The organism is Streptomyces sp. NPDC058665 (assembly GCF_042714995.1).
Taxonomy (GTDB): domain Bacteria; phylum Actinomycetota; class Actinomycetes; order Streptomycetales; family Streptomycetaceae; genus Streptomyces.
Genome location: NZ_JBHXRX010000019.1, coordinates 82,966 through 106,012, shown reverse-complemented (window position 1 = coordinate 106,012; position 23,047 = coordinate 82,966). Strand labels below are relative to the sequence as shown.

General features: G+C 71.7%; 19 protein-coding genes and 1 tRNA gene. 9 read left to right on the top strand and 11 right to left on the bottom strand.

Features of this window, described 5'->3' with window-relative positions; translation table 11 throughout:
* Positions 1–99: 99 nt before the first annotated feature.
* From ACFWV8_RS15005 to ACFWV8_RS14990, 4 genes are all read left to right on the top strand, one after another.
* Positions 100–174 (top strand) — tRNA-Val (locus ACFWV8_RS15005).
* A 228-nt stretch (positions 175–402) separates the two neighbouring features.
* Complete coding sequence (locus ACFWV8_RS15000; protein ID WP_384201137.1) at positions 403–1,884, top strand: alkaline phosphatase family protein; 1,482 nt, start codon at positions 403–405, stop codon at positions 1,882–1,884.
* A gap of 216 nt (positions 1,885–2,100) precedes the next feature.
* A complete protein-coding gene (locus tag ACFWV8_RS14995) occupies positions 2,101–3,576 on the top strand; it encodes a hypothetical protein (RefSeq protein ID WP_384201134.1) in 1,476 nt (491 codons plus the stop codon).
* A gap of 52 nt (positions 3,577–3,628) precedes the next feature.
* On the top strand, positions 3,629–4,084 hold the full coding sequence (locus tag ACFWV8_RS14990; RefSeq protein ID WP_384201131.1) for a winged helix-turn-helix transcriptional regulator: 456 nt from the start codon (positions 3,629–3,631) through the stop codon (positions 4,082–4,084).
* Here ACFWV8_RS14990 and ACFWV8_RS14985 read toward each other — a convergent pair.
* The gene (locus ACFWV8_RS14985) at positions 4,081–4,545 is read right to left on the bottom strand and encodes a PaaI family thioesterase (RefSeq protein WP_384201129.1); all 465 of its coding nucleotides are present in this window, start codon (positions 4,543–4,545) and stop codon (positions 4,081–4,083) included. The genes ACFWV8_RS14990 and ACFWV8_RS14985 overlap by 4 nt on opposite strands.
* 77 nt (positions 4,546–4,622) lie before the next feature.
* Between ACFWV8_RS14985 and ACFWV8_RS14980 the strand changes: the two genes are divergently transcribed.
* Positions 4,623–4,847 (top strand): DUF2277 domain-containing protein, encoded by a 225-nt coding sequence (locus tag ACFWV8_RS14980; RefSeq protein WP_384201126.1) that lies wholly within the window; start codon positions 4,623–4,625, stop codon positions 4,845–4,847.
* A 20-nt stretch (positions 4,848–4,867) separates the two neighbouring features.
* On the opposite strand, the gene ACFWV8_RS14975 is transcribed toward ACFWV8_RS14980, so the two are convergent.
* The 6 genes from ACFWV8_RS14975 to ACFWV8_RS14950 all read right to left on the bottom strand — a co-directional run bounded on the left by ACFWV8_RS14975 (position 4,868) and on the right by ACFWV8_RS14950 (position 11,593).
* Complete coding sequence (locus ACFWV8_RS14975) at positions 4,868–5,530, bottom strand: DedA family protein (protein WP_384201123.1); 663 nt, start codon at positions 5,528–5,530, stop codon at positions 4,868–4,870.
* A gap of 349 nt (positions 5,531–5,879) precedes the next feature.
* Positions 5,880–6,317, bottom strand: a complete 438-nt coding sequence (locus ACFWV8_RS14970) for a DoxX family protein (protein ID WP_329388271.1) — start codon at positions 6,315–6,317, stop codon at positions 5,880–5,882.
* Positions 6,318–6,605: 288 nt separating this feature from the next.
* Positions 6,606–8,315, bottom strand: a complete 1,710-nt coding sequence (locus ACFWV8_RS14965) for an alkaline phosphatase D family protein (RefSeq protein ID WP_384201121.1) — start codon at positions 8,313–8,315, stop codon at positions 6,606–6,608.
* A gap of 140 nt (positions 8,316–8,455) precedes the next feature.
* Positions 8,456–9,121: an HNH endonuclease family protein gene (locus ACFWV8_RS14960; protein WP_384201119.1), complete on the bottom strand. Its 666-nt coding sequence runs from the start codon at positions 9,119–9,121 to the stop codon at positions 8,456–8,458.
* Positions 9,122–9,773: 652 nt separating this feature from the next.
* Positions 9,774–10,454: an HAD-IA family hydrolase gene (locus ACFWV8_RS14955; RefSeq protein ID WP_384201117.1), complete on the bottom strand. Its 681-nt coding sequence runs from the start codon at positions 10,452–10,454 to the stop codon at positions 9,774–9,776.
* 158 nt (positions 10,455–10,612) lie between these two features.
* A complete protein-coding gene (locus ACFWV8_RS14950) occupies positions 10,613–11,593 on the bottom strand; it encodes a peptidoglycan-binding protein (protein ID WP_384201114.1) in 981 nt (326 codons plus the stop codon).
* Positions 11,594–11,760: 167 nt separating this feature from the next.
* Here ACFWV8_RS14950 and ACFWV8_RS14945 point away from each other — a divergent pair, with 167 nt between their 5' ends.
* Positions 11,761–13,809: a DHA2 family efflux MFS transporter permease subunit gene (locus ACFWV8_RS14945; RefSeq protein ID WP_384201112.1), complete on the top strand. Its 2,049-nt coding sequence runs from the start codon at positions 11,761–11,763 to the stop codon at positions 13,807–13,809.
* Between the two features lie 75 nt (positions 13,810–13,884).
* Complete coding sequence (locus ACFWV8_RS14940) at positions 13,885–15,018, top strand: serpin family protein (protein ID WP_384201110.1); 1,134 nt, start codon at positions 13,885–13,887, stop codon at positions 15,016–15,018.
* Between the two features lie 215 nt (positions 15,019–15,233).
* Here ACFWV8_RS14940 and ACFWV8_RS14935 read toward each other — a convergent pair whose 3' ends face one another.
* Complete coding sequence (locus ACFWV8_RS14935; RefSeq protein ID WP_384201206.1) at positions 15,234–16,358, bottom strand: DUF2330 domain-containing protein; 1,125 nt, start codon at positions 16,356–16,358, stop codon at positions 15,234–15,236.
* A 334-nt stretch (positions 16,359–16,692) separates the two neighbouring features.
* Between ACFWV8_RS14935 and ACFWV8_RS14930 the strand changes: the two genes are divergently transcribed.
* Both ACFWV8_RS14930 and ACFWV8_RS14925 read left to right on the top strand, forming a co-directional pair.
* Complete coding sequence (locus tag ACFWV8_RS14930) at positions 16,693–18,756, top strand: bifunctional glycosyltransferase 87/phosphatase PAP2 family protein (RefSeq protein ID WP_384201108.1); 2,064 nt, start codon at positions 16,693–16,695, stop codon at positions 18,754–18,756.
* A 31-nt stretch (positions 18,757–18,787) separates the two neighbouring features.
* A complete protein-coding gene (locus tag ACFWV8_RS14925) occupies positions 18,788–19,267 on the top strand; it encodes a GNAT family N-acetyltransferase (RefSeq protein ID WP_384201106.1) in 480 nt (159 codons plus the stop codon).
* On the opposite strand, the gene ACFWV8_RS14920 is transcribed toward ACFWV8_RS14925, so the two are convergent.
* From ACFWV8_RS14920 to ACFWV8_RS14910, 3 genes are read right to left on the bottom strand one after another with little or no spacing between them, the layout of a single operon-like run.
* Positions 19,200–20,120, bottom strand: coding sequence for an ECF transporter S component (locus ACFWV8_RS14920; RefSeq protein WP_384201104.1), 921 nt, complete (start codon positions 20,118–20,120; stop codon positions 19,200–19,202). The genes ACFWV8_RS14925 and ACFWV8_RS14920 overlap by 68 nt on opposite strands.
* Positions 20,117–21,829, bottom strand: coding sequence for an ABC transporter ATP-binding protein (locus tag ACFWV8_RS14915; RefSeq protein WP_384201102.1), 1,713 nt, complete (start codon positions 21,827–21,829; stop codon positions 20,117–20,119). The genes ACFWV8_RS14920 and ACFWV8_RS14915 overlap by 4 nt, the downstream gene beginning before the upstream one ends.
* On the bottom strand, positions 21,826–22,896 hold the full coding sequence (locus tag ACFWV8_RS14910) for an energy-coupling factor transporter transmembrane protein EcfT (protein ID WP_384201203.1): 1,071 nt from the start codon (positions 22,894–22,896) through the stop codon (positions 21,826–21,828). The genes ACFWV8_RS14915 and ACFWV8_RS14910 overlap by 4 nt, the downstream gene beginning before the upstream one ends.
* Positions 22,897–23,047: the final 151 nt, after the last annotated feature.

Below are 23,047 nucleotides of genomic sequence, written 5' to 3'. Positions count from 1 at the left end.
CCGTCTCGTTGGGGGGGGTATCCCCCCACCAACGGCGGCCCGGCCTGGGAAGGCGTTGGGAGCGGGGGCTCCGCGCCATGTACGCTGTTGCCTCATCCAGGGTGCGTAGCTCAGGGGTAGAGCGCTGCTCTTACAAAGCAGATGTCGGCGGTTCGAAACCGTCCGCGCCCACCATGGCTGACCTGCACACGAGCCCCTCACCGAGATCGGTGAGGGGCTCTTCGGCGATCATTCAGGAGAACTCGGTGGGCACGCCCGGACCTGACGAACGGGTCCGCGGTTCGGTCCGGTGAGCTCCGTCCGGTATCCAAGGTTCAGCGGGAATTCCTCATAGGCCGATCTTGTGTTGGTGGCCGGCGCCTAGCGTCGGTCCGCCAATCGCATCGAGGTGAGGGGTTTCTGATGACGGATCCGACGTTTACCCGGCGCCGGTTGCTGGGGGCGAGTGCCGCCGCCGCGGGGGGTTCGGCGCTGGGGCTGATGGCGCCCAACGTCGAGAAGGCGCTGGCGACTTCCAGACCCGGCAAGAAGCCGTCGGTCCGCGACATCGAGCACGTTGTGCTGCTCATGCAGGAGAACCGCAGTTTCGACCAGTACTTCGGAAGCATGTCCGGTGTGGCGGGTTTCTCGGATCCGCATGCCATTCAGCTGCCGACCGGGCGGAACGTATTCCACCAGCCCACCGACATCAACAGCGACGGCTATCTGCTGCCGTGGCACATGGACAGCCGTACGACATCGGCGGCGAAGATACCGAGCCCTGGCGACTACTCGTGGCAGGTCTCGCACGCCGCGTGGAACGGCGGAAAGATCGACTCGTGGATGTCGGCCAATTCCCGGTACGCGCAGACGGGTGCCGACATCTCACTCGTCATGGGTTACTACGAAGAGCGGGACATCCCGTTCCACCGGGCGCTCGCCGACGCGTTCACGATCTGCGACCGCTACCACTGCTCGATGCTCTCCTCGACCACGCCGAACCGCGTCATGTGGGAGAGCGGCACCATCGATCCCAACGGTGAGAACGGGGGGCCCGTTCTCATCAACAACATGAAGGTGAACACCTGGCCCACGTACGCCGAGATGCTCACCGAGGCGGATGTGAGCTGGAAGTTCTACTGGGTCGACGGCGGCATGCGCAGCCAGACCTCGTACTGGAAGGCGTTCCGGGAAGCCCCCACCTCCTCGCCGCTCTACATCAACTCGCAGAAAAGCCAGCTCGGTCAGTTCGAGTACGACGCGCTCCACGACCGGCTGCCGACCGTGAGCTGGCTCTTCCCCGGCCCCGGGCAGGACGAGCACCCCAACTCCAGCAGTCCGGCGGCCGGGGCGCAGTTCATCGCGGGTGCCATCGACGCGATCGCCGCGAACCCCGACGTGTGGGCCAAGACCGTGTTCATCCTGGTCTGGGACGAGCACGGCGGCGGTTTCGACCACGTGGTGCCGCCCGTACCGCCGGCCGGCACCCCCGACGAGTTCGTGACCAAGACATCGCCGGGCGGCGTCAACGGCGGCGGCCTGCCCATCGGCGCCGGGTTCCGGGTGCCCTGCATCATCGTCTCGCCGTGGACGGCGGGCGGCTGGGTGTGCAGTGAACCCTTCGATCACACGTCCAACCTCCGCTTCCTGGAGGCCGTGACCGGCGTCGAGTGCACGAACATCAGCGCCTGGCGCAGGCGGACCTTCGGCGACCTCACCTCGGCCTTCCGCTTCCACCACAGGCCCGCGGAGCCGCCGACGATGCCCGACACGACCGGTGCGCTGAACCTGGCCAAGTACGAGGTGGCGAACCTGCCCGCACCGACGGCGCCCACGACGGGTCAGGTCCCGCCGAGGCAGGCCCCGGGCCGGCGCCCTGCCACGCCCCGGCGGCCGCACCACTGAGCCCTTGTCCGTGCCCGCCCTGTCCGTGCCCGCCCTGTCCGTGGCCGCCCTGCCGGCCGGTCCGCTGGGAGGATCCGCCCGGTCGGCGGGGCGGGTGACCGATGGCAGGATGATGCGAGAATGGGGCGAGTTGGGCTGAAGTGCCGTGTTGTGCGGAGTTTATCCGCACCGGTGGTCGACCACCGGCCCCGACAGGCGACACGGGGAGTGCCACGCGTGCGGACAGACGTCAGGCCGGTCGTCGCTCATGCCCTTCCCACGGACCCCGGCGGTCTCCGCGAGCGCGGTGGAGTCGGCGCGGTCTGCGCGGGGTTCGTGGTCGTCGCCGGCGTCCTCGTGCCCCTCGGGCTGCCGCTGGGGTGGGACGAGATCGTCTACGCCAGCAGATTCGGCCCGTACGGCCCCGGCGTCCCGTTCAGCGCGCCGCGTACGCGCGGAGTGCCCCTGCTGCTCGCGCCCGTCGCCTCGTGGACCGATTCCGTCGTCCTTCTACGGCTCTGGATGACCGCGCTCGCGGGCGGCGCGCTCTATCTCGGGTTCCGGCCGTGGGTGGGGGTGATGAGGGCACTGCGGCGGCCGGCGGGGGCAGCGGTGGCCGCGGCGCTGTACGGGAGCCTGTGGTTCGCGCTGTTCTACGCCAACTCCGCGATGCCCAACCACTACACGGCGATGGGCGCCCTCGCCGCCACCGGGTGTTTTCTGCGGCGCGATCCCGGCCGTGCCGCGTACGCCGGGCTGGCCGCCGGGCTGGCCGTCGTCACGCTGATAAGGCCCAACGACGGTGCCGCCGTGGCCCTTCCGTTCTCCGCCGCCGCGCTGCTGGTGCCCGCCTGGCGCGGCCGGGGGCGGCTCGTGGCGGTAGCGGCGGGTGTCGCGGCGGGGGCGGTGCCGTGGGTCGTGGAGGCGTGGCTGCGGTTCGGCGGTGTGGCACGGCGGCTCGGCGAGGCCAGTGACACCCAGGGCGGTATGCGCCCCGTCCTCTCGCTGAAGGCTCATCTCACCGCCCTGGACGGCCCGTTGCTCTGCCGGCCCTGTACGGACGACACGATGGCCCTCGGCGCCGCCGCGTGGTGGCTGCTGCTCCCGCTGCTCGTCGCGCTCGGGCTGTGGACCACGCGCCGCGCCGGGCTCGCGACCGCACCGCTCCGGCTCGCGGTCGCCGTGGGGGCGTCGGCCGCGCTCCCGTACCTCTTCCTCGTCCCCTACGCGGCGCCCCGTTTCCTCCTGCCCGGCTACGCCCTGCTGGTGCTGCCGGCGGCCGTCGGTCTGCTCGCCGTCGCCGACCGGGCGCGCGGGCGGGCGCGCGCCTCCCGCCAGGTCAGGGTCGCGCTCGCCGTCGTACTGCTGGGGCACGCCGCCGTCCAGATCGCGCAGGTACGCACACACGTGAGCGTCCAGGAACGGGCGCGCGCCGACTGGCAGCGGATCAGCGCCGTACTGCGCGAGGGCGGTGTACGGCCGCCGTGTCTGATCAAGGGGAACAGCCTGGCGATCCCCGTCGCGTACACCGCGGGCTGCGCGTCCGCCGCGATGGCCGACCCGGCTCCCGCCACGGCGGTGATCCTGCGGCGCGCCGATCCGCCGCACTGGGCCAGGGAGTGGCCGCGCCGGCCGGTGCCGGACACGTACAACCCTGGCTGGTCCGTCGCCGTACGGCCCGAAACAGGCGTACGCCGTGATGCCCGGCCCTGAGCGCGCCGCCGTGCGTCCTCGGACCGGTTCCCGCGGCTCCTACACTCGGCGCATGCGGTGGAACGAGATCGGTGAGGTCGACTGTTCGGTCGCGCGCGCACTGTCGGTGGTGGGCGACCGCTGGACGCTGCTCGTGCTGCGCGACGCGTTCCTCGGCGTACGGCGGTTCGAGGACTTCCGCGCGAACACGGGCGCCTCGCGGCCCCTGCTGACCGAGCGGCTGGCCACGCTGGTGGAGCACGGGGTGCTGCGGCGGGTGCGGTACCAGGAGCGGCCGGAGCGCTACGAGTACCGGCTCACCGAGAAGGGCGTCGGCCTCTACCCCGTGATTGTCTCGCTCCTCGCCTGGGGCGACCGGTGGATGGCGGGCGACGACGGCCCGCCCGTACGGCTCCACCACGAGACGTGCGGCCACCGGATGACGCCCGAGCTGGCCTGCCCCGACTGCGGCGGCACGATCGACCCTCGGGACGTACGCCCGACGCTCAGGTCCGAGCTCAACTCCTAAGCGGCAGGGCCTACTTCGGGGCGCAGGATCATGCAGGTCGTCGTGGCGTGGGCGATCAGCTTGCCGCGTTCGTCCATGACCTTGCCCTCCGCCGTCGCCGTACGCCGGCCCACGTGGATCGTCGTGCCGACCGCCGTGAGCCGTCCCGCGTCCACGGCGACCGTACGGATGTAGTTCACCTTCAGCTCCAGCGTCGTGAAACCGAGACCCGCCGGGAGCGTCGTGTGCACGGCGCAGCCCAGGGCCGAGTCGAGCAGCGTCGCCGCGATGCCGCCGTGCACCGTGCCCAGCGGGTTGGCGAAGTCGGGCTTGGTGCTGAGCGACAGGACGACGCGGCCCTCCTCCAGCTCGTCGAAGGTCATACCGAGGAGCCGTCCGATGGAGGGCAGGTCGGTGGGCTGCTTCGACGCCCAGCGGAGCAGTTCGAGGCCGGTCATCGAGGTGAAGTCGACAGTCGTCATGCGGGCGAAGCTATCAGTTCTGATTCTGAACCCACCATGGGCGGCGATCTGTCATAGGGATCGGCGACACTGGACGTATGTGCCGCAGTATCAAGACTCTCCGTCCGCCCGTCATCCCCGAAGAGGCCACCGAGGAGGAGATCAGGGCCGCCGCCCTCCAGTACGTACGCAAGGTCTCCGGCTTCCGCGCGCCCGCCGCCCACAACCGTGAGGTGTTCGACCGGGCCGTCGACGAGATCGCCGCCTCGACGATGCGGCTGCTCGACGGCATCGAGGTACGAGGCGCGGCGACCCGCAGTTGAGTCCCGTCCCGCAGGCGTCTCTAGACGGCCGACGCTTGGACCCGCGCCCGCGCCCGCGCCGGGCGTCGCACGATGTACGCGGCCACCGTCCCGGCCGCGAACAGCGCCAGTACGGACACCGCGACGCCGAACCAGCTGGAGCCCAGCCACTGGCCGCCGAAGTAGCCGAGGCTCACGCTGTAGCCCGTCCACGCCACCGCCGCCAGCGCCGACCAGGGCAGGAACTCCTTCATCTTGCGGTGCGCGGCGCCCGCGCTCAGCGAGACGACCGAGCGGCCCGCCGGTACGAAGCGCGCGATCACGACGAGGATCCCGCCGCCGGTGAGTGACGCGCCGAGACGCTCCTGCGCGGTGGTCAGCCGGCGTGAGCGCGCGATCGCGCGGGCCAGCCGGTCGCCGCCGCGCCAGGCGAGGCGGTACATGACGAAGTCACCGATCACGGACGCGACGGCCGCGCACACCATCAGTACGAGCAGCGAAGGCACTTCCTGCGGCACATGCGCCACGTGCGACACCTTGCCGGCCGCGCCGACGACGGCCGACGAGCCCGCTGCCGCCGTGGCCGTCGTGATCACCAGCACGCCGCTGGGCAGCACGGGCAGGAACACATCCAGGAGCACGGAGAACGCCACAACGGCGTAGATCCATGGGCTGCCGGTCAGCGCGCCCAGACTCTCCAGCACTTTCACATTCCCCGTTTCCGTAACGAGGCCGAAATCTCCCGGACTCGTATTCCCCCTGACCCCCTGACCGCCGATTCCCTTGCGCCTGGGCGAAATGGGAGTGGCTGTCAGCCGTACAGCGTACGCCTGCGTGGTGGACCACCTTCCCACGGGGCGGGTGTTGTCCACCTCCTGTTTGCCGGTTGGCCGAGATCGGGAAATGGCCGAATGTCATGTGTCCGGCCGAGTCTGCCGGACGCGAGAGCGCCCGGACCCCGTGGAAACGGGATCCGGGCGCCTGTGTCGCTGCCGAGCGGTCGAGCGGGTTAAGCGGTCGAGCTGTGCGCTTGTCGAGCGGTCGGGCCGTCCGTCAGGCCGGCACCGCCGTCCGCTGATCCCGGGGCTCCGGCTCGCGTGTGCCGCGCGTGCCGATGAACCGGTCCAGCGAGAGCGCGCCGGGGCCGACGAAGACGATCAGCAGGAAGGCCCAGCAGAAGATCGCCGCGGCCTCACCGCCGTTCTCCATGGGGAACAGCCCGTCGGGCTGGTGGACGTTGAAGTACGCGTACGCCATGGAACCGGAGGCCACGAACGCGGCGATCCGGGTTCCCAGGCCGAGGAGGACCAGGCTGCCTCCCACGAGTTGGATGACGGCGGCGTACCAGCCGGGCCAGGTGCCGGCGTCGACGGTGTCCTTGCCGAGGACGCCGAAGAGTGTCGCGGCGCCGTGGCAGGCGAAGAGCAGTCCGATCACCATTCGGAAGAGCCCGAGGGCGTACGGCTGCGCATGGTTGAGGCGTGTGGACATGGGGGGTGAAGCTCCTTCGGTTCGGGACGTAACCGACGAGAGCCTTCACGTTAGGCAGCCCTAAGGAATGCTTGCAAGTTCAACATTCGGCCGACGGGTGCATCTCGGCCCCGCGGCCGTTCTCCGTGGCGAATTCCAGTCGTACCTTCTGACCTGCGCCTATGTGGGACCTTGTCGCGACTGCGACGGAGGTCCCATTAGGTATGGCATGAGCAGACCAATGATCGGTACGGCGGAACCGGACTCATAGGTGCAGATGCGAGTAAACGCGGGGAAATCGGGGCGTAATTACGGCTCCCGGACCAGTTCCCGTTCGTCGACGGTGACGAGCCGCGCCACCGCGTCCGCTCCGTTCTCTCCGCTCTCCCGCGCCTGCGCCTGATCCAGGGTCAGACGCGCCGCGCGTCCCCGCAACGTCAGCGTCATGAGCTGATTACCGAACCAGGGGCCGCCGGTCTTCCCCCAGGTGACGGACGGGGCGGCCACCCGGCCGTGCCGGGCGAACGCGCGGCCCAGACGCCGCCCGATCCCGCTCCAGCCGAACCGGAAACCGAGGCGGATCGAGAGCGGGATGGAGTTGTGCACGGGGGAGCAGGTGAGCTGGACGACCCGCGACCGCGGCTGCGACCGCCCCTCGCGCCAGGCCGGTTCGGCGACGTACGCATGATGCACGTCGCCCGACAGTACGCAGACGGTCGCCGGGGCTTCGGCGCCGCTGCCCACCTCGGCGATCAGCCGCGCCAGCTTCTCGAACGACGCCGGGAACGCCGCCCAGTGCTCCAGGTCCGCCATCCGCCGCACGCTCTCGCCGAAGCGCGCCCACCGCTTGCCGCGCACGCCTCCGGCCAGAGCGGCGTTCCAGCCCTCCGCGTCATGGATCAGGGGCGGCAGGAGCCAGGGCAGGGACGTGCCGATGAGGAGATGGTCGCGGTCGCCGGGGTCGGTGAGCGCCTGGTCGCGCAGCCACTGGGCCTCGTCCACGTCGAGCATCTCCCGGTGCCCCTCCGCCAGGACGCGGGCCGCCCGGGAGTCGACCATCAGCAGCCTCGTACGGCCGAAGTCGCGGCGGTAACTCCAGCGCACACAGGCCGGATCGGCGTCGGCCTGGGCGGCGAACTCCCGTAGCCGGGCGGTGCCGTCGGCCTCCGCGCGTACCTCGGCGTACAGCTTGTCCGTGGCCAGTTCGGCGGGGGAGAGATTGCCGAGGTGCTGATAGACCCAGTACGACATCAGGCCGCTGAGGATGCGCTCCCGCCACCACGGCTTGGTACGCATCTCGGCCACCCATGACGCGCTGGTGTTCCAGTCGTCTATGACGTCGTGGTCGTCGAAGATCATGCAGCTCGGGACGGTGGAGAGCAGCCAGCGGACCTGGGGGTCGCTCCACGACTCGTCGTAGAGGTGGGTGTACTCCTCGTAGTCGGCGACCTCCGCGCCGGGCGGCTCGGCGAGATCGCGGCGCGCGGCGAGCCATCGGCGGGTGGCCTTCGACGTCTCGTCGGCGTACACCTGATCGCCGAGCAGGAGCAGTACGTCGGGGCGTACGGCTCCGGGGTCGGCCGTCAGGCTCGCGGCGAGGGTATGCAGGGCGTCCGGGCCGACGGGGTCCGGCTCACCGACGGGGGCGGAGGCCCAGCGGCAGGAGCCGAAGGAGACGCGGAGCTCGGCCCGTGAGGACGGTCCGGGTGGTGCGGCGGGTCCTTCGGCGGCCGGGGAACGGATCACGCTCGGGGGGAACGTGGAGTTCTCCGGCGGCCACACCCGTACGTCGTCCAGCAGCACCTCGTACGCGACCTCGGTGCCGGGGGTCAGCCCGGTCACGGGGATCAGCGCGTAGTGGTGTCCTGCGATCAGGAATGTACGCGACGAGCCGTACGCGCCGCCGTCGCAGCGGACCTCAGCCGTGCACGGCCGGTCCGTCTCTACCCAGATCGTGGCTGTGCCGGCCGACTCCCCGTCGACATAGCGCAGCAGTGGTCCCAGGCGCAGCCCGGTCATGGTGCCTCCTCCGTCGCCCCGTACGGTACGGAACGTCGGAGGGGGCGGGCCAGGTTCCGGCCTGTGAAAGGCGGCACGACCGGTCGCGCGGAGCGGTCGCGCGACCGGTCAGAGGTGGCTGTTCAGCGGCGGTTCGCTGGTCAGCAGCCGTTGAGGACGCTCTGCAGCTTGCTCTTCTCGGCAGAGTCGACGGACAGGCCGTAGGCGTGCTTCACGTCCACCCACATACGGGCGTACATGCAGTGGTACGCGGCGCGCGGCGGCATCCACTCGGCCGGGTCGCGGTCGCTCTTGGACTGGTTGACGTTGTCCGTGACCGCGATCAGCTGCGGGTTGCCGAGGTCGTTGGCGAAGGCCTGCCGCTGCGCGGTCGACCAGCCGCTGGCGCCCGAGGTCCACGCCTCGGCGAGCGGCACCATGTGGTCGATGTCCACGTCGCTGGCGGCGCTCCAGGTGGCGCCGTCGTACTCGGAGTACCAACTGCCGCTGGTGGCCGCGCAGCTGGAGTTCTGCTGCACGTTCGACCCGTCGCGCTTGAGGACGGTCTCGCGGGTGTCGCACGCGCCGGACTGGGTGATCCAGTGCGGGAACAGGTCACGGCTGTAGCCGCTGGTGGAGCCCTCGGCCCGGACGGTCAGCTGCCCGAGGTAGGTGCGGGCGGTGGAGGCGGCGATGGGGGTGGGCGGGGATGCCTGGGCGGGCGTGGGCGCGACGAGCAGCGCGGTGGCCGAGACCAGGGCGGCGGATGCGGCGATGACGGCTATTCGGCCGGCGGGACGGCCTTGACGCGCGTAGATACCTGACATGCGAACTCCCTTGTCGTGGGGGGACTCTGACCGCTCGGAACGAACTTGGGGGGTGGACCCGAGCGCCCATGGTGTCGGTGCCGGATTGCTGCGAGGTGGGCACCAGGTAACAGCGTGACGACATGGGCACGTCACATCAAGAGGCGCGGGGTGGCCTGTTGACGGGGCGGGCGGCTTTCCCCCCAATCCCGCCCCTTCCCGAAACCGGGGGGCCTGCCCCCGGACCCCCTGGCGCCCGGGGCGGGCGGGGCGGGCGTGTGCGCGGGTGCTCGCGGGCGCCTTGCTCCGCGGGGCGCGGCTTCGCGTACGAGGCGTGCCTGGCGGCGTAGTTGGCGCCAGGCACGGCGCGGGCCCGCCACTGCCCGCCAGCCCCCGGCGGGGGCTCGGTGCTCAGCTTGCGGGGCGTCAGGAACGCGGCCCGTTCGTGTCCGGGGGCCGTTGCGTGGGAGCGGGTGCGCCAACCCGCGGCGCGTGGGCCTCGGTTCAAGGGGACGGGCGTGCGCCCGTAGCCGTAGTCGGCGTGCTCAACGGTCAGCTTGCAGGGCGTCAGAAACGCGCGCCCCCGGGCATTTCCAGCCCGCCCGCCCCCAGTACGCCAAGGGGGTCCGGGGGCAGGCCCCCCGGTTTCGGGAAGGGGCGGGGTGGGGGAAAGTCAGACGCCCACCCGGATACGGATCGTCCCGTCCGGCAGCCCCGTCACCCGTACATCCGTCAAGTCCCGCGTATGCGCCGTCGGCGACAGTGACACCGCCCTCGGCCCCACCCCCAGCACCCGCATCCCCGCCGCCCGCGCCGCCGCGATGCCCGCCTCGGAGTCCTCCAGCGCCAAGCAGTCCGCCGGGTCCACACCCAACTCCGCCGCCGCCTTCAGGAAGCCCTCCGGGTCGGGCTTGCTCGCCGAGACCTGTTCCGCCGTGATCCGGAGCGCGGGCATCGGGAGGCCCGACGCCGTCATACGGGCCGTGGCGAGCGCCTCGTCCGCCGACGTCACCAACGCGTGCGGCAGCCCGGCGACGGCCGCCATGAACGCGGGCGCGCCCGCCACGGGGACCACCCCGTCAAGGTCCGCCGTCTCCTGCGCCAGCAGCACGCGGTTGTCCGCGTAGTTCTGCTCCATCGGCCGGTCCGGCAGCAGTACCGCCATCGTCAGATAGCCCTGGCGGCCGTGGACGACCTTCAGGGCCTCATCCGGGTCCAGGCCGTGCTCGACCGCCCAGCCGCGCCAGCAGCGTTCCACGACGGCGTCGGAGTTGACGAGGGTCCCGTCCATGTCGAGCAGCAGCGCGCGGGCGGTCAGGACGGACGTCGTCGTGGTCGGGACGTTGGCCGGCATCGGCGGACTCCAGGCGCGGGAGGGGGTGAGCACAGGCAAGAGCGGCTCCCGCCCGCCGGTCAGGGATACGGACGGGAACCGCTTTGTTCAACGACTATACAAAATAACGGCGGGATCACGCCACCCCCACCTCCCATGACGGGCCCCGTCACCATCCGTCAGTCCCGCCCCCAGCCATCACCATGACCCGGCCGGCCCCCACCGCCACCGTCGCCACCCTGCTCCCGGCCTTTCCCACTGGTCTCCGCCTCCAGCGCGCGCCGGGTGTTCTCGCCGTACACCCCGCTCGGGTCGCCCTCGATGCTCTTGTACGACTGGTAGATGCGGACCGCCCCCTCGACCCGTTCGCCGAACTGGCCGTCATACCCGCCGTTGTAGAGCCAGACCTCCGACAGCCTGCGCTGAAGCTCCTCGACCTCCGCCCCGCTGTCCCCGCGCCGCAGAGCCGCCCCGGCGCCCGAGTCCTGCGTCCCCGCGCCGCCCTGCTGCGGCGGATTCGCCGGGGGCCGGCCCGTGGCGGCGGGCTTCGTGCTCGGTGCCGGCGGCCCGCCCTCGGCGGACTCCGGCGCGCCCGACGAAGCCGAAGCGGGGGCGGACGCGGACGCCGAACCGGACGCGGACGACGACTTCGAAGCGGACGCGGACGCGGAGGCCGGCGCGGACTCCGACTCCGACGGATCCGGCCGCGCACTCGCCGTCGGCAGCCCCGAGTTCAGGTCGGACGTCGCCTCGTCACTCCCGTCGTCCCCCGTGAAGAGCCCGCCGGCGAACGACGCCGTCCCGATCACCGCCACGGCCGCCGCCGCCAGCGCCACCATCGCGAACGTCCTGCGCCCGCCCTTCCGCTCCGGATCACCCGTCGGACGCGGCCCGGTCGTGCGCAGGCCCGGCAGCACCAGCCGCATCGTCTCGGCCGGGTCGTTGCCCTCCGACCGGTCGCCGAACTCCGGCGGAGGCGGCGGCGGGATGGACGGTACGGCCCCGTCCGGTTCCCGCAGCGGTACGTACGGCCGTATCCGCAGCGGGTCGAAGTCCTCGGCCGCCGCTATCGCCGCCCGTTCGGAGCAGTCGCAGCCGGCGCCCGGTCGCCCGTACGCGTCCCGCGGCGTACCGCACTCGGGACAGAGCTGTCCGGTCAATGTGGATCCCCTCCCTTGCACTGTGAGCGATTATGCAGCCCGCCCCCGCGCCGCCACCGAGCGACCGGCGACCGACCCGCCCGCCCACCGCCTCCGTAAGGACATAACAGGCTATAAACGAGCAGAACGATCAGTATGGGCGCAGGCTCAGACCCGAGGAGATGCCGATGGCTCAGGAAGCGAGCACGCCGCCCACGACTCCCCAACCGGGAGAGGGCCAGAGCCGGCGGACCATTTTCGTGTCCATCGGCGCCCTGCTGCTCGGCCTGCTGCTCGCCGCGCTCGACCAGACCATCGTCTCCACCGCGCTGCCCACCATCGCCAGCGACCTCGGCGGCCTCGACCATCTCTCCTGGGTCGTCACCGCGTATCTGCTCGCCTCGACCGCCGCCACCCCCCTGTGGGGCAAGCTCGGTGACCAGTACGGCCGCAAACGGCTCTTCCAGACGGCGATCGTCATCTTCCTCATCGGCTCCGCCCTCTGCGGCGCCTCCCAGGACCTGCTCCAGCTCATCATCTTCCGCGCCCTCCAGGGACTCGGCGGCGGTGGGCTCATCGTGCTGTCCATGGCGATCGTCGGCGACATCGTCTCGCCGCGTGAGCGAGGCAAGTACCAGGGCCTGTTCGGCGCCGTGTTCGGCGCCACGAGTGTTCTCGGGCCGCTGCTCGGCGGGGTGTTCACCCAGCACCTGAGCTGGCGCTGGGTCTTCTACATCAACCTGCCGATCGGCATCGTCGCGCTGGCCGTCATCGCCACCGTCCTGCACATCCCGGTGCGCTCCACCAAGCACACCATCGACTACCTCGGCACCTTCCTCATCGCCTCCGTCGCCACCTGCCTGGTCCTCGTCGCCTCGCTCGGCGGCACCACCTGGGCCTGGGGCTCGGGCCAGATCATCGGCCTCGCCGTCCTCGCCGTGATCCTGCTGGTCTTCTTCATCCGGGTCGAGCGGCGGGCCGCAGAACCCGTACTGCCCCTGCGTCTGTTCACCATCAGGACCTTCTCGCTCGTCTCCGTCATCAGCTTCGTCGTCGGCTTCGCCATGTTCGGCGCCATGACGTATCTGCCGACGTTCCTCCAGGTCGTGCAGGGCGTGTCCCCCACCCTGTCCGGTGTGCACATGCTGCCGATGGTGTTCGGGCTGCTGATCACGTCCACCGTGTCCGGGCAGATCGTCAGCCGTACGGGCCGCTGGCGGGTCTTCCCGATCGCCGGCACCGGCGTCACCGCGGTCGGACTGCTCCTGCTCCACCAGCTCGAAGTGAACAGCGGCACCTGGGAGATGAGCGCGTACTTCTTCGTCTTCGGCGCGGGTCTCGGCCTCGTCATGCAGGTGCTCGTGCTGGTCGTGCAGAACTCCGTCGGATACGAGGACCTGGGCGTCGCCACCTCCGGCGCGACCTTCTTCCGCTCCATCGGCGCGTCGTTCGGTGTCGCCATCTTCGGCACGATCTTCACCAACCTGCTGAACAACAAGCTCACCGACGCCCTCGCCGGACAGCGGCTCCCGCCCGGCGTGAGCCCGGGGGAACTCGCCGCCGACCCGCGCTCCGTGGGCACGCTGCCGCCCGCGATCCGCTCCGGGGTGCTCGACTCGTACTCGACGTCCATCACCGATGTCTTCCTCTTCGCCGTGCCCGTCGTCCTCCTGGCCTTCGCCGTGTCCTGGTTCCTGAAGGAGGACAAGCTGCGCGGCTCGGTGACCGCTCCCGAGGCCACCCAGACCCTGGCCCCCAACCCGGTCGAGCGCTCCTCGCACGAGGAGGTCGCCCGCGCGCTGTCGGTGCTCGGCAGCCGCGACGGGCGACGGCGGATCTACGAGGAGATCACCGAGCGGGCGGGTTACGACCTGCTCCCGGCGGCCAGTTGGATGGTGCTGCGGATCAGGCGGCACGGGGTGGTCGAGCCCGCGCGTCTCGCCGAGGCCACGCCCGTACCGCTGACGGTCATCAACGACGCGTCCCGGCAGATCGAGGAGCGCGGGCTGGCCCGCCGCGACGGCCCGGGACTTGTGCTCACCGAGCACGGCGCGGAGGTGGCGGAGGTGCTGGCGAAGTCCCGGGAGGAGTCGCTGGCCAGGATGCTGGGCGACTGGTGGGGGCCGGACCGGCCGACCGATCTGGTGCAGCTGGTACGGGAGTTGAGCGACGAGTTGTGCGGATCGAGGTCGGAGCGGCCCAAGAGCCCGGAGCGGCGCGGGGATCACTCGGTCTGAGCAGCCGCCCTTGTTCCCTGTCCCTGGAGTGGCGCCCCGCGCCCGGCGGGGGGTTCCGCGTCGTACGCTCGGCGCATGGGACAGCCGACAGGACTGACGACATTTGCCGGGCCGATGCAGGCACTCGCCGAGCGGTGGCTTCGCGTACGGGGCGAGGGCGAACACGGCGGCGTGGACGGCGACTTCGTCTGTTCGCCTACCGGGCTGTGGCTGGCACTCGGCGCGGTGACCGCCGGGGCGCGGGGGCAGACGGCAGGTGAGCTGGAGACGCTGCTGGGGCTCGGTGGTACGGGATCCGGCACGGCGGGGGCCGTGACCGACACCGCCCGCACACTCGCCAGGACCGGGCAACTCGGTGTCGCCACCCGGGTCTGGAGCCGCGTCCCGGTCTACCGCGCGTACCGCGAGGCGCTGCCCGACATCGGCTTCGGGCACATGGACCCCGCCGAGATCGACGCCTGGGTACGGGAGGCGACCGGCGGGCTGATCGAGAAGCTGCCGGGGGAAGTCAGTGAGAAGACGCTGCTCGCGCTCGTCAACGTCCTCGCGCTGAAGGCGCGTTGGCAGCTGCCTTTCGAGGCGAGGGACACCGCGGACCTGCCCTTCACGGACGCCGCCGGGACGGTCCACGCCGTACCGACCATGCGGCAGCAGCTCGGAGCGGGCTCAGGGTGGACCGTGGACGGCACGCACGTGGTCGAACTGCGCTGCGAGGGCGGCGAGTCCGCGCTGCGGGTGCGGTTCGTACTCGGCGCGGAGGGGACGAGGGCGGCGGACGTCCTGCCCGCCGCGTGGGCGCCCGAGTCGCGCCGCGCCCGGATCGACACCGAGCGGATCAACCTCTTCCTGCCACGGCTCGAACTCCGTACGACGCTGGAGATCACCCCCCAACTGCCCGCGCTCGGAGTGACGTACGCGACGACCGACCTCGCCGACTTCTCCGGGCTCTCGCCGGAACCCCTCAAGATCGAGAAGGTGGTGCAGGAGGCGGTGGTGAAGGTCGCCGAACTGGGCGTCGAGGCGGCGGCGGTAACGGCGATCATGATGCGAGCGGCGGGCATGGCCCGCCCGCCGCGCGTGGTGCCGATCGCCTTCGACCGCCCGTTCGGCGTGGTGGTCCTGGACGCCACGGCCGAGGTCCCGCTGTTCACCGGCTGGCAGGCAAGTGCCCCTCGGGGGCCGGAAGTCGGGGTGGCACGGGAGTGGTGACGGTGTGAGGGGGGCGGGGTCGCAGGAGGGGGGTGTTCGGACACTCAGGCTGATTTGTGTCGCGTGAACAAGAACGTCCCGTCGGGTCCAACGAGCCTGGCACGCGCCGTAAATCACGCCGTCCGGACATACCCCTCCGGAGGCCCCGCCCCCCGCCCCCGACAACGGACCGCAACCCAACAGCCCGCCAACCGCCGGACGGCACCCCGCCCCGTTCACACCACCCGGCGGCGTACCCGGAGCACGGCCGCGCCCACCACCAGCAGTACCAGCACCACGAACGCCGCGCCCACCGCCGCCAGCCACGCCGGGACTCCCGCGAACATGCGCAGTTCGTCCTCGTAGTACACCTGCTGGTACGTCGTGTCCGACGCCGTCGCGCGCAACTCGTGGTCCGCGTCTATGCGTTCGGGCTGGGAGAAGTACTGGTCGATCGCCGTCAGGAACAGCGGCTTCTCCTCCGCCTTCCCGTCCGTCAGTTCCCCCAGCGCCGGTGCGTCCGCCGACGAGACCCGGCCCGCGAAGCGCACCTCCGGCGCGTCCCCGCCGATCGCGTCGCGTGGTTCCATCCGGTGATCCGCCAGCACGTACAGGCCCAGCGACTGCGGCTCGTCCGCCAGCCGGGAGAGGCGCATCGGGTAGATCAGCCGGTCGCTCTCGAAGCTCAGCCGCAGCGGGTCGAGCGTCCCGCCCAGGGCCGCGCCCTTCTCCTCCGGGGCCAGCCGCACCGCGACGTACTCCCACTCCTGGTCCACGTACGGCTGGAGCCCCGACGCGAGGTCGGCCGGCAGATCGAAGCCGTTCGCGTCGAGCCAGTCCCGCAGCGCGTCCGGGTCCGTCGCCGTCAGGCGGGCCACGTCGAAGTCGCCGAGCCTCTCGCGGCCCACGACACCCACCTCGGGCGCACCGTCGACCGGGGGCGGCGCGCCGGCCGAGGCCCCCTCGCCACCCGAGGAGAACGGCCAGTCGCCGTCGCGGGGCCAGAAGTAGTACCGCGTACGTTCCACCGGCGCCGTGAGATCGTCCAGTTCGCCGAAGAGGTCCGGATCGCCCAGCTCCACATCCGCGCGGCTCGGCACCGGCATGATCCACGCGGCCTCCGGCGCGTCGCCGTTGACCGTGAAACGCATCACGATCTGTTCCGTGGCGCCGTCCCAACGGACCACCGACGTCTCCCTGTCGACGCCCATCGAGGACTGCCGGGCCGGCACCATCGCGCCACAGCCGCACGCGTACGCCGGTGCGATCAGCGACCCGAGCTGCGTCAGCAGCAGCGCGCACACCACGAGCAACGCCCGCCGGGCCGTCAGCGTCCCTCGTGCGGCCCGTAGACCCCGTATCTCCCGCACCCGTCGCATCCCCCGTACCCCCGCTTCATCGCGCCGTCCACCCGTGGCGGCGCCCAACGCCTCAGACGGCCCGGCCGCGGGTCCGGTTCCTGCCGCGCCGTCCCGATGGCCCAGCTCCGGCGCTCTCCCCGGGGTGTTCCGGCATTGCGGTGGGCCGACAGCGGCGTCATCAGTGCTTTCATCGGCATTTGGACAAAACAGGGATGACACTCAGGCGAAGAGGGGGTTGCCTGAGTCTCCACAGTGGGGGAATGCGAGGCTCATGACCCAGGGTCGAGGGTTGGAAACGGAGGGTCGGCGCGGCGTGGCGAATGCGGAGCAGGGTGTGCGAGGCAGTACGGCGGCAGGCAGTGGATTCGGGACCGCGCGAGCGGTCCTGTGGGCTCTCGCGGCCGGTCTCGCGGTGCGGCAGACGGTGGCCGTCCTACGACTGCCCCCCGGCGAGCGGCTGCTCGATCTGGAGACCTGGACCGGGGAGAACGGCGTACTGCATGTGTCGGGCTCGCTGTACGAGAGCGGGAAGTTCACCGGCACCCCCTTCGCCGGACTGGTGCTCAAGCCACTCGGCCGAGCCGCCGAACAGGCCCTCGGTGTCGCCTGGACGCTCGGCACTCTGCTGCTCGTCGTGGCCCTCGGTCTGGTCGCGGCGCGCGCTCTGCCCGGCACGGTGTCGCGTCGTACGCGACTGCTCGCCGCGCCCGTCGCGATCAGCCTGCTCATGCTGTCCCTGCCCGTCCGCAACAGCTTCCATCTCGGCCAGACAAGCATAATCCCGGTCCTTCTGGTGCTGGTGGCCTTCTTCGTCGTACGCGGCGAACGGGGCGAACCCGGCCCCGGCATCCTCATCGGGCTCGGCGCCGCGCTCCAGCCCGCCGTGCTGCTGTTCGCCCCGCTGCTCTGGCTGACCGGCCGCAGACGCCAGGCGCTCACCACCGTCGGCACGTTCGCGGTCTGTACGGCACTGGCGTGGGCCGCGCTGCCGAGCGACACCTGGACGTATGTCACGCGCCATCTCGCGGGCGCGGGCCTCGGGGAGAGCGCGGACAGCATCGCCAACCAGTCCCTGCACGGTGCGTTGCTGCGGCTCGGTCTCGAAGGGCCCCTGGAGATCGCGCTGTTCGTGGTGCTCGCCGCGGCCGTCTGCTTCTTCGGGCTGCGCCGCGCGGCGCGTTACGCCCTGGACGGGCAACTGCTGCTGGCCGTCGCGATCACCGGCTGCGTGGTCATCGCCGTCTCGCCCACCGCCTGGCAGCACCAACTGCTCTGGCTGCTGCTCGCCCTCGTCGGCCGGGTCGGCCGGCGGGCGAGCGACCGGCCCGTGTGGGCGGCGGTCGTGGTGATAGTGATGACGCTGCCGGGCAAGATGATGCTGCCCAACATGACGGTCCTGCACCCCGTACGGGACAACGTGCTGCTGATCGCGGCGGTGGCCGCCGCCTGCTTCGTGCCCTTCCTCAGCCGTACGTCGCCGTACTTCGACCGGCCGATCCAGACCGTGTACGCGAGACCCGTCGCGGCGCGGTGGAGCCGAATCCCGCTCGCGCCGTTCTGGCGCCGGCTCGTCAGCCGGCCCAACCTGCTGCTCGAACTGCTCGCCATCCGCGTCGGCTACTCCGGCTACCAGCAGATCCGCGCCGCCGCCGACGGCGGGCGCCAGGCCGCCGAGTCGCACGCGGACCAGATCCTCTCCATCGAGCGGGCGCTCGGCATCGACATCGAACGGTGGGCCAATCACGCGGTGGTGAAGGTGAGTTGGGCGGAGGACTTCCTCAACTTCTACTACACGTCCTTCCACTTCCTCGTACCGCTCAGCATCCTCGCCGTCCTGTACGTGCGCCGGCCCGCCGACTACCGCTGGGCGCGCGCCTCGCTCGCCTTCGCCACGCTCCTCGCGCTGCTGGGCTTCTGGTTCTACCCGCTGGCGCCGCCACGGCTCATGCCGGGGCTTGACTTCATCGACACGGTGCACGGCCCGCAGGACTTCGCGAATCCGGACTACGGCGCGCTGACGAGCGTCACCAATCAGTACGCCGCGATGCCGTCGCTGCACTTCGGCTGGTCGCTGTGGTGCGGGGTCGTGATCGTGATGCTCGCGCCCAGGATGTGGATGAAACTCCTGGGCCTGGTGCACCCGCTGATCACGGTCTCCGCGATCGTCGCCACGGCCAACCACTGGGTGCTGGACGCGGCGGGCGGGGCGCTGGTCGTGGGCACCGGCTTCGGGCTGACGTACGTTCTGTCGGGGCCGCGCCGGCTGCGCAGGGCCGAGTCGATGCTGGAGCTGACGCCCGGGGTCGAGGTGGGGCGGAAGCCGGCGGACACGAAGGGCTCGGGCGCCATGACCGCACCGGATGCGCGGGACGGGAACCCGAAGTCGGCCGCGCGGTAATTCACTTGATCCGGAGTTCTATCGTTTTCGTATGACGACGACGCTCCGGCTGGAGAAGATCACGCCCGGTAACTTCGACGCAGCGATCGGTGTGCGGGTCCGCCCCGACCAGGAGCGTCTCGTCGCCCCGGTGGTGAAGTCCCTCGCCGAGGCATACGTCCACCCCGACACGGCCTGGCCACGTCTCATCCTCGACGGGGACCGGGCCGTGGGCTTTCTGATGGCCTTCTTCGACGCCGACTTCGCGGACGACGGCAAGGGCGAGGACATTCGCTCGGGGCTGTGGCGCCTCAACATCGCGGCCGGTGAACAGGGGCGTGGTTACGGCCGCTTCGCGGTCCACGCCGTCGCGGCCGAGATCCGCCGCCGTGGCGGTACCCGTCTGACCGCCACCTGGCACCCCGGCGATGACGGGCCCGAACGCTTCTATCTGGGGCTCGGGTTCAGGCTGACGGGGGAGACGAGCGGGGACGAGACGGTGGGGGAACTGGAGTTGGCTCCTGGAACGTGACGTCCGCGTCGAACGTGACGTGGGGGTCGAAGGTGACGTCCGCGTCGAACGCGGCCCGCCGTGTCGCCCGGCGCAGCGCCTTGAGGACCGTGGCGCCGATCGTCAGTGTCAGTACGACGGTGAGCACCGCCCGTCCCAGGTCCCAGCCGAAGGACGTCGCCGCGCAGTACGCGAGGAAGCGCACCAGATTCTCGTGGACCGGGTCGCCCGGCCGGAACGAGATCCCGGACGAGAGCCCGCCGATGTACGTCCAGCCCTGGAGGTTCATGATCGTGCCGTACGCGAAGGCGGCGAGGGCCCCGTACCCGGCGAGCATCAGCGACTCCCCGCGCCCGCGCAGCCGGTCCGGGCCAGGCAGCAGCCCCGCGCCCATCGTGAACCAGCCCATCGACAGCATCTGGAACGGCATCCACGGCCCGACGCCGCCGGTCAGCAGCGCGGACGCGAACATCGTGACCGAGCCGAGTACGAAGCCGAAGCCGGGCCCCAGCACCCGGCCGCTCAGCACCATCAGGAAGAACATCGGCTCCAGACCGGCCGTCCCCGCGCCCAGCGGACGCAGCGCGGCGCCGACGGCGGCGAGCACGCCGAGCATCGCGACCGCCTTGGCGTCGAGACCGGAGTCGGCGATCGTGGCGACGACGACGGCGACCAGGAGCGGGAGCAGTATGGCGAAGAGCCAGGGCGCGTCCTGGGAGTGGGCGAGCCCGGAGGCGGAGTCGGCGAGCAGCGGCCAGCCGAAGGCGATCACACCGATCGCGCTGACGAGGGTGAGGGCGGCCACGGAACGGGGACCGAGGCGGACGGCACGGGCCTGGGGGGTGGGCCGGGTGTCGGGCGGTGTGCCGCTCATGCCGGTTCCTCCGCCCCACCCGTCGCCAACGCGTGCCGGACCTGAGTGACCGTCAGCCACTCCTGCGGGGCCATGATCTTCGCGACCTGCGGTGCGAACGCCGGTGAGGAGACGACCACTTGGGGCGTCGGCCCGTCCGCGACGATCTCGCCGTCGGCCAGGATCACGACCCGGCGCGCGAGTTCGGCGGCGAGCTCCACGTCGTGGGTGGCCAGCACGATCGCGTGTCCATCGGCGGCGAGCGCGCGCAGCACGTCCACGAGACGGGCCTTCGCCGCGTAGTCCAGACCGCGCGTCGGCTCGTCCAGGAGCAGCAGGGGCGGCCGGCCCGTCAGCACGATCGCCAGCGCCAGGGCCAGCCGCTGCCCCTCCGACAGGTCCCGCGGGTGCGTCGCGTCTGGTACGTGCGGGAGAAGCTCGTCCACCAGCGCGCGGCAACTGCCGGGCGCGGCGCCCGCGTCGTCGTCCGCCGCCACGCACTCGGCGGCGACCGTGTCCGCGTACAGCAGGTCGCGCGGCTCCTGGGGGACGAGCCCGACCTGGCGGATCAGCTCGCGCGGATGCGTACGGTGCGGGGTGCGCCCGCCGACGGTGACGGAGCCCGACGAGGGCTCGACCATGCCGACGAGGGCGGCGAGCAGGGTGGATTTACCCGCGCCGTTACGGCCCATGAGCGCGATGGTCTCGCCGGGTGTGACGGCGAGGTCGATACCGCGCAGTGCCTCGATCCGTCCGCGAAGGACGGACAGGTGGGTGACGGCCGTGACGTCGGTGGCCGACGTGGGTTGCGGGCGGCGGTGGAGCAGGCGGGTGAGCGCGGTACGGGCAGTGGCGGGCCGGGGGGTCGGTACGGCGGGTGGGGACGCCGGGGCGTCGGCCAACGGGGGCACCGTTGTCGCGAGTTGGGCGCGCAGGTCGCTCGCGCGGCGGCGGGCGTCGCGTACGGACAGCGGCAGCGGGTCCCAGCCGGCGAGCCTGCCGAGCGCCACCACGGGTGGGAAGACGGGGGAGACGGCCATGATCCGTTCCGGCTCACCGACGACGGGCCGCTCGCCAGGCCCGGGGAGGAGGACGACCTGGTCCGCGTAGTGCACGACCCGCTCCAGCCGGTGCTCGGCCATCAGCACCGTCGTGCCCAGGTCGTGCACGAGCCGTTGCAGCACGGCCAGCACCTCCTCGGCCGCCGCCGGGTCGAGCGCGGACGTCGGCTCGTCCAGGACCAGCACCTTGGGGTGGGGAGTGAGCACCGAACCGATCGCGACACGCTGCCGCTGGCCGCCGGAGAGGGTGGCGAGCGGGCGGTCGCGCAGCTCGGCCAGGCCGAGCAGGTCCAGGACCTCCTCGACGCGGCGCCGCATCACGTCGGAGGGCAGGCCCAACGACTCCATTCCGTAGGCCAGTTCGTCCTCGACCGTGTCGGTGACGAAGTGGGCGAGGGGGTCCTGGCCCACCGTGCCGACGAGATCGGCGAGTTCGCGGGGCTTGTGGGTGCGGGTGTCGCGGCCGTCCACGGTGACCCGGCCGCGCAGTGTGCCGCCGGTGAAGTGCGGGACGAGCCCGGACACCGCGCCGAGGAGGGTGGACTTGCCGACCCCGGAGGGGCCGACGAGCAGCACCAACTCGCCCTCGGGGAAGGTGAGATCGACCCCCTGGAGGGCGGGGGCCGGGGCGTCGGCGTAGGTCACCGACACCTGCTCGAACCGGATCACCGGGTCTTCTCCTTGTCCGTGAGGGCCGGCCGGGGCGCGACGAAGGCGGGCAGCAGGCCGAGCAGGATGCCCGCGGCGGGCCAGAGCGGCAGACCGGGTGCCACGAGCGGTACGACGCCGGGGTGCAGGCCCGCCGGGTCGTACGCGCCCGCCCGGATCATCAGCAGGGCGACGGCCGCGCCGGACCCCGCGACCAGCCAGGCCCGGACGCCCCACAGGTCGGGGCGGTAGCGCGTACGGACCGAACGGCGCCCGCCGAGCCGCAGACCGGCGACGGCGGCGACGACGCCGATGCCGAGGAGGGGGAGGCCGTAGGTGGCGCCTTCGGCGGCGAGGAGCCCGTACGTGCCGGCGCAGACGCCGAGCAGACCCCCGAGGGTCAGGACGGTGGTGGTGTGGCGAACGGCGGGAGGTACGGCGGCCGTTCGGCCGTACCCCCGCGCGTCCATCGACGCGGCGACGGCGACGGACCGCTCCAACGCGCCCTCCAGGACGGGCAGTCCGATCTGGAGGACGGCCTTCAGGCCGCCGGTCGACCGGCCGCGCAGTCTGCGGGCGGTGCGCAGCCGCAGGACGTCGCCGACCATGTTCGGCGCGAAGGTCATGGCGACGACGACGGCGACACCCGCCTCGTACAGGGCGCCGGGGAGGGACTTGAGCAGTCTGGCCGGGTTCGCGAGCGCGTTCGCCGCGCCGACGCAGATCAGGAGCGTGGCGAGCTTGGCACCGTCGTACAGCGCGAACACCAGCTGCTCGGCCGTCACGCGGCCCCCGATCCGGATGCCCTTCGCCCAGCCGGGCAGGGGCAGTTCGGGCAGGGTGACGATGAGGTGCGAGCCGGGGACGGGCGAGCCGAGGAAGGCGGAGAAGGCGAGCCGGACGAGGATGACGGCGAGCCCGAGCTTGACGAAGGCCCCGTACGACCGCGCCCACGGCGCGTCGGTCCGCCGCGCGGCGACGACGTACCCGGCGACCCCGACGAGCAGCCCGAGCAACAACGGATTACTGGTCCGCGAAGCCCCCACCCCCAGCCCCAACGCCCACACCCACCACGCTCCGGCATGCAGGGCGTTGCTACGACTGACCTGCGGCGCGCGAAGGACCGAGGCCCCACGGAACGCCGCCCCCCGCCTGCCCGGCCGGGCGCCTGCGCGGTCGCCCCTGTCGCGACCGGTGCGGTCGATGTCCGCGCCCGTGCGGTCGAGGGCGTCCCGCCCT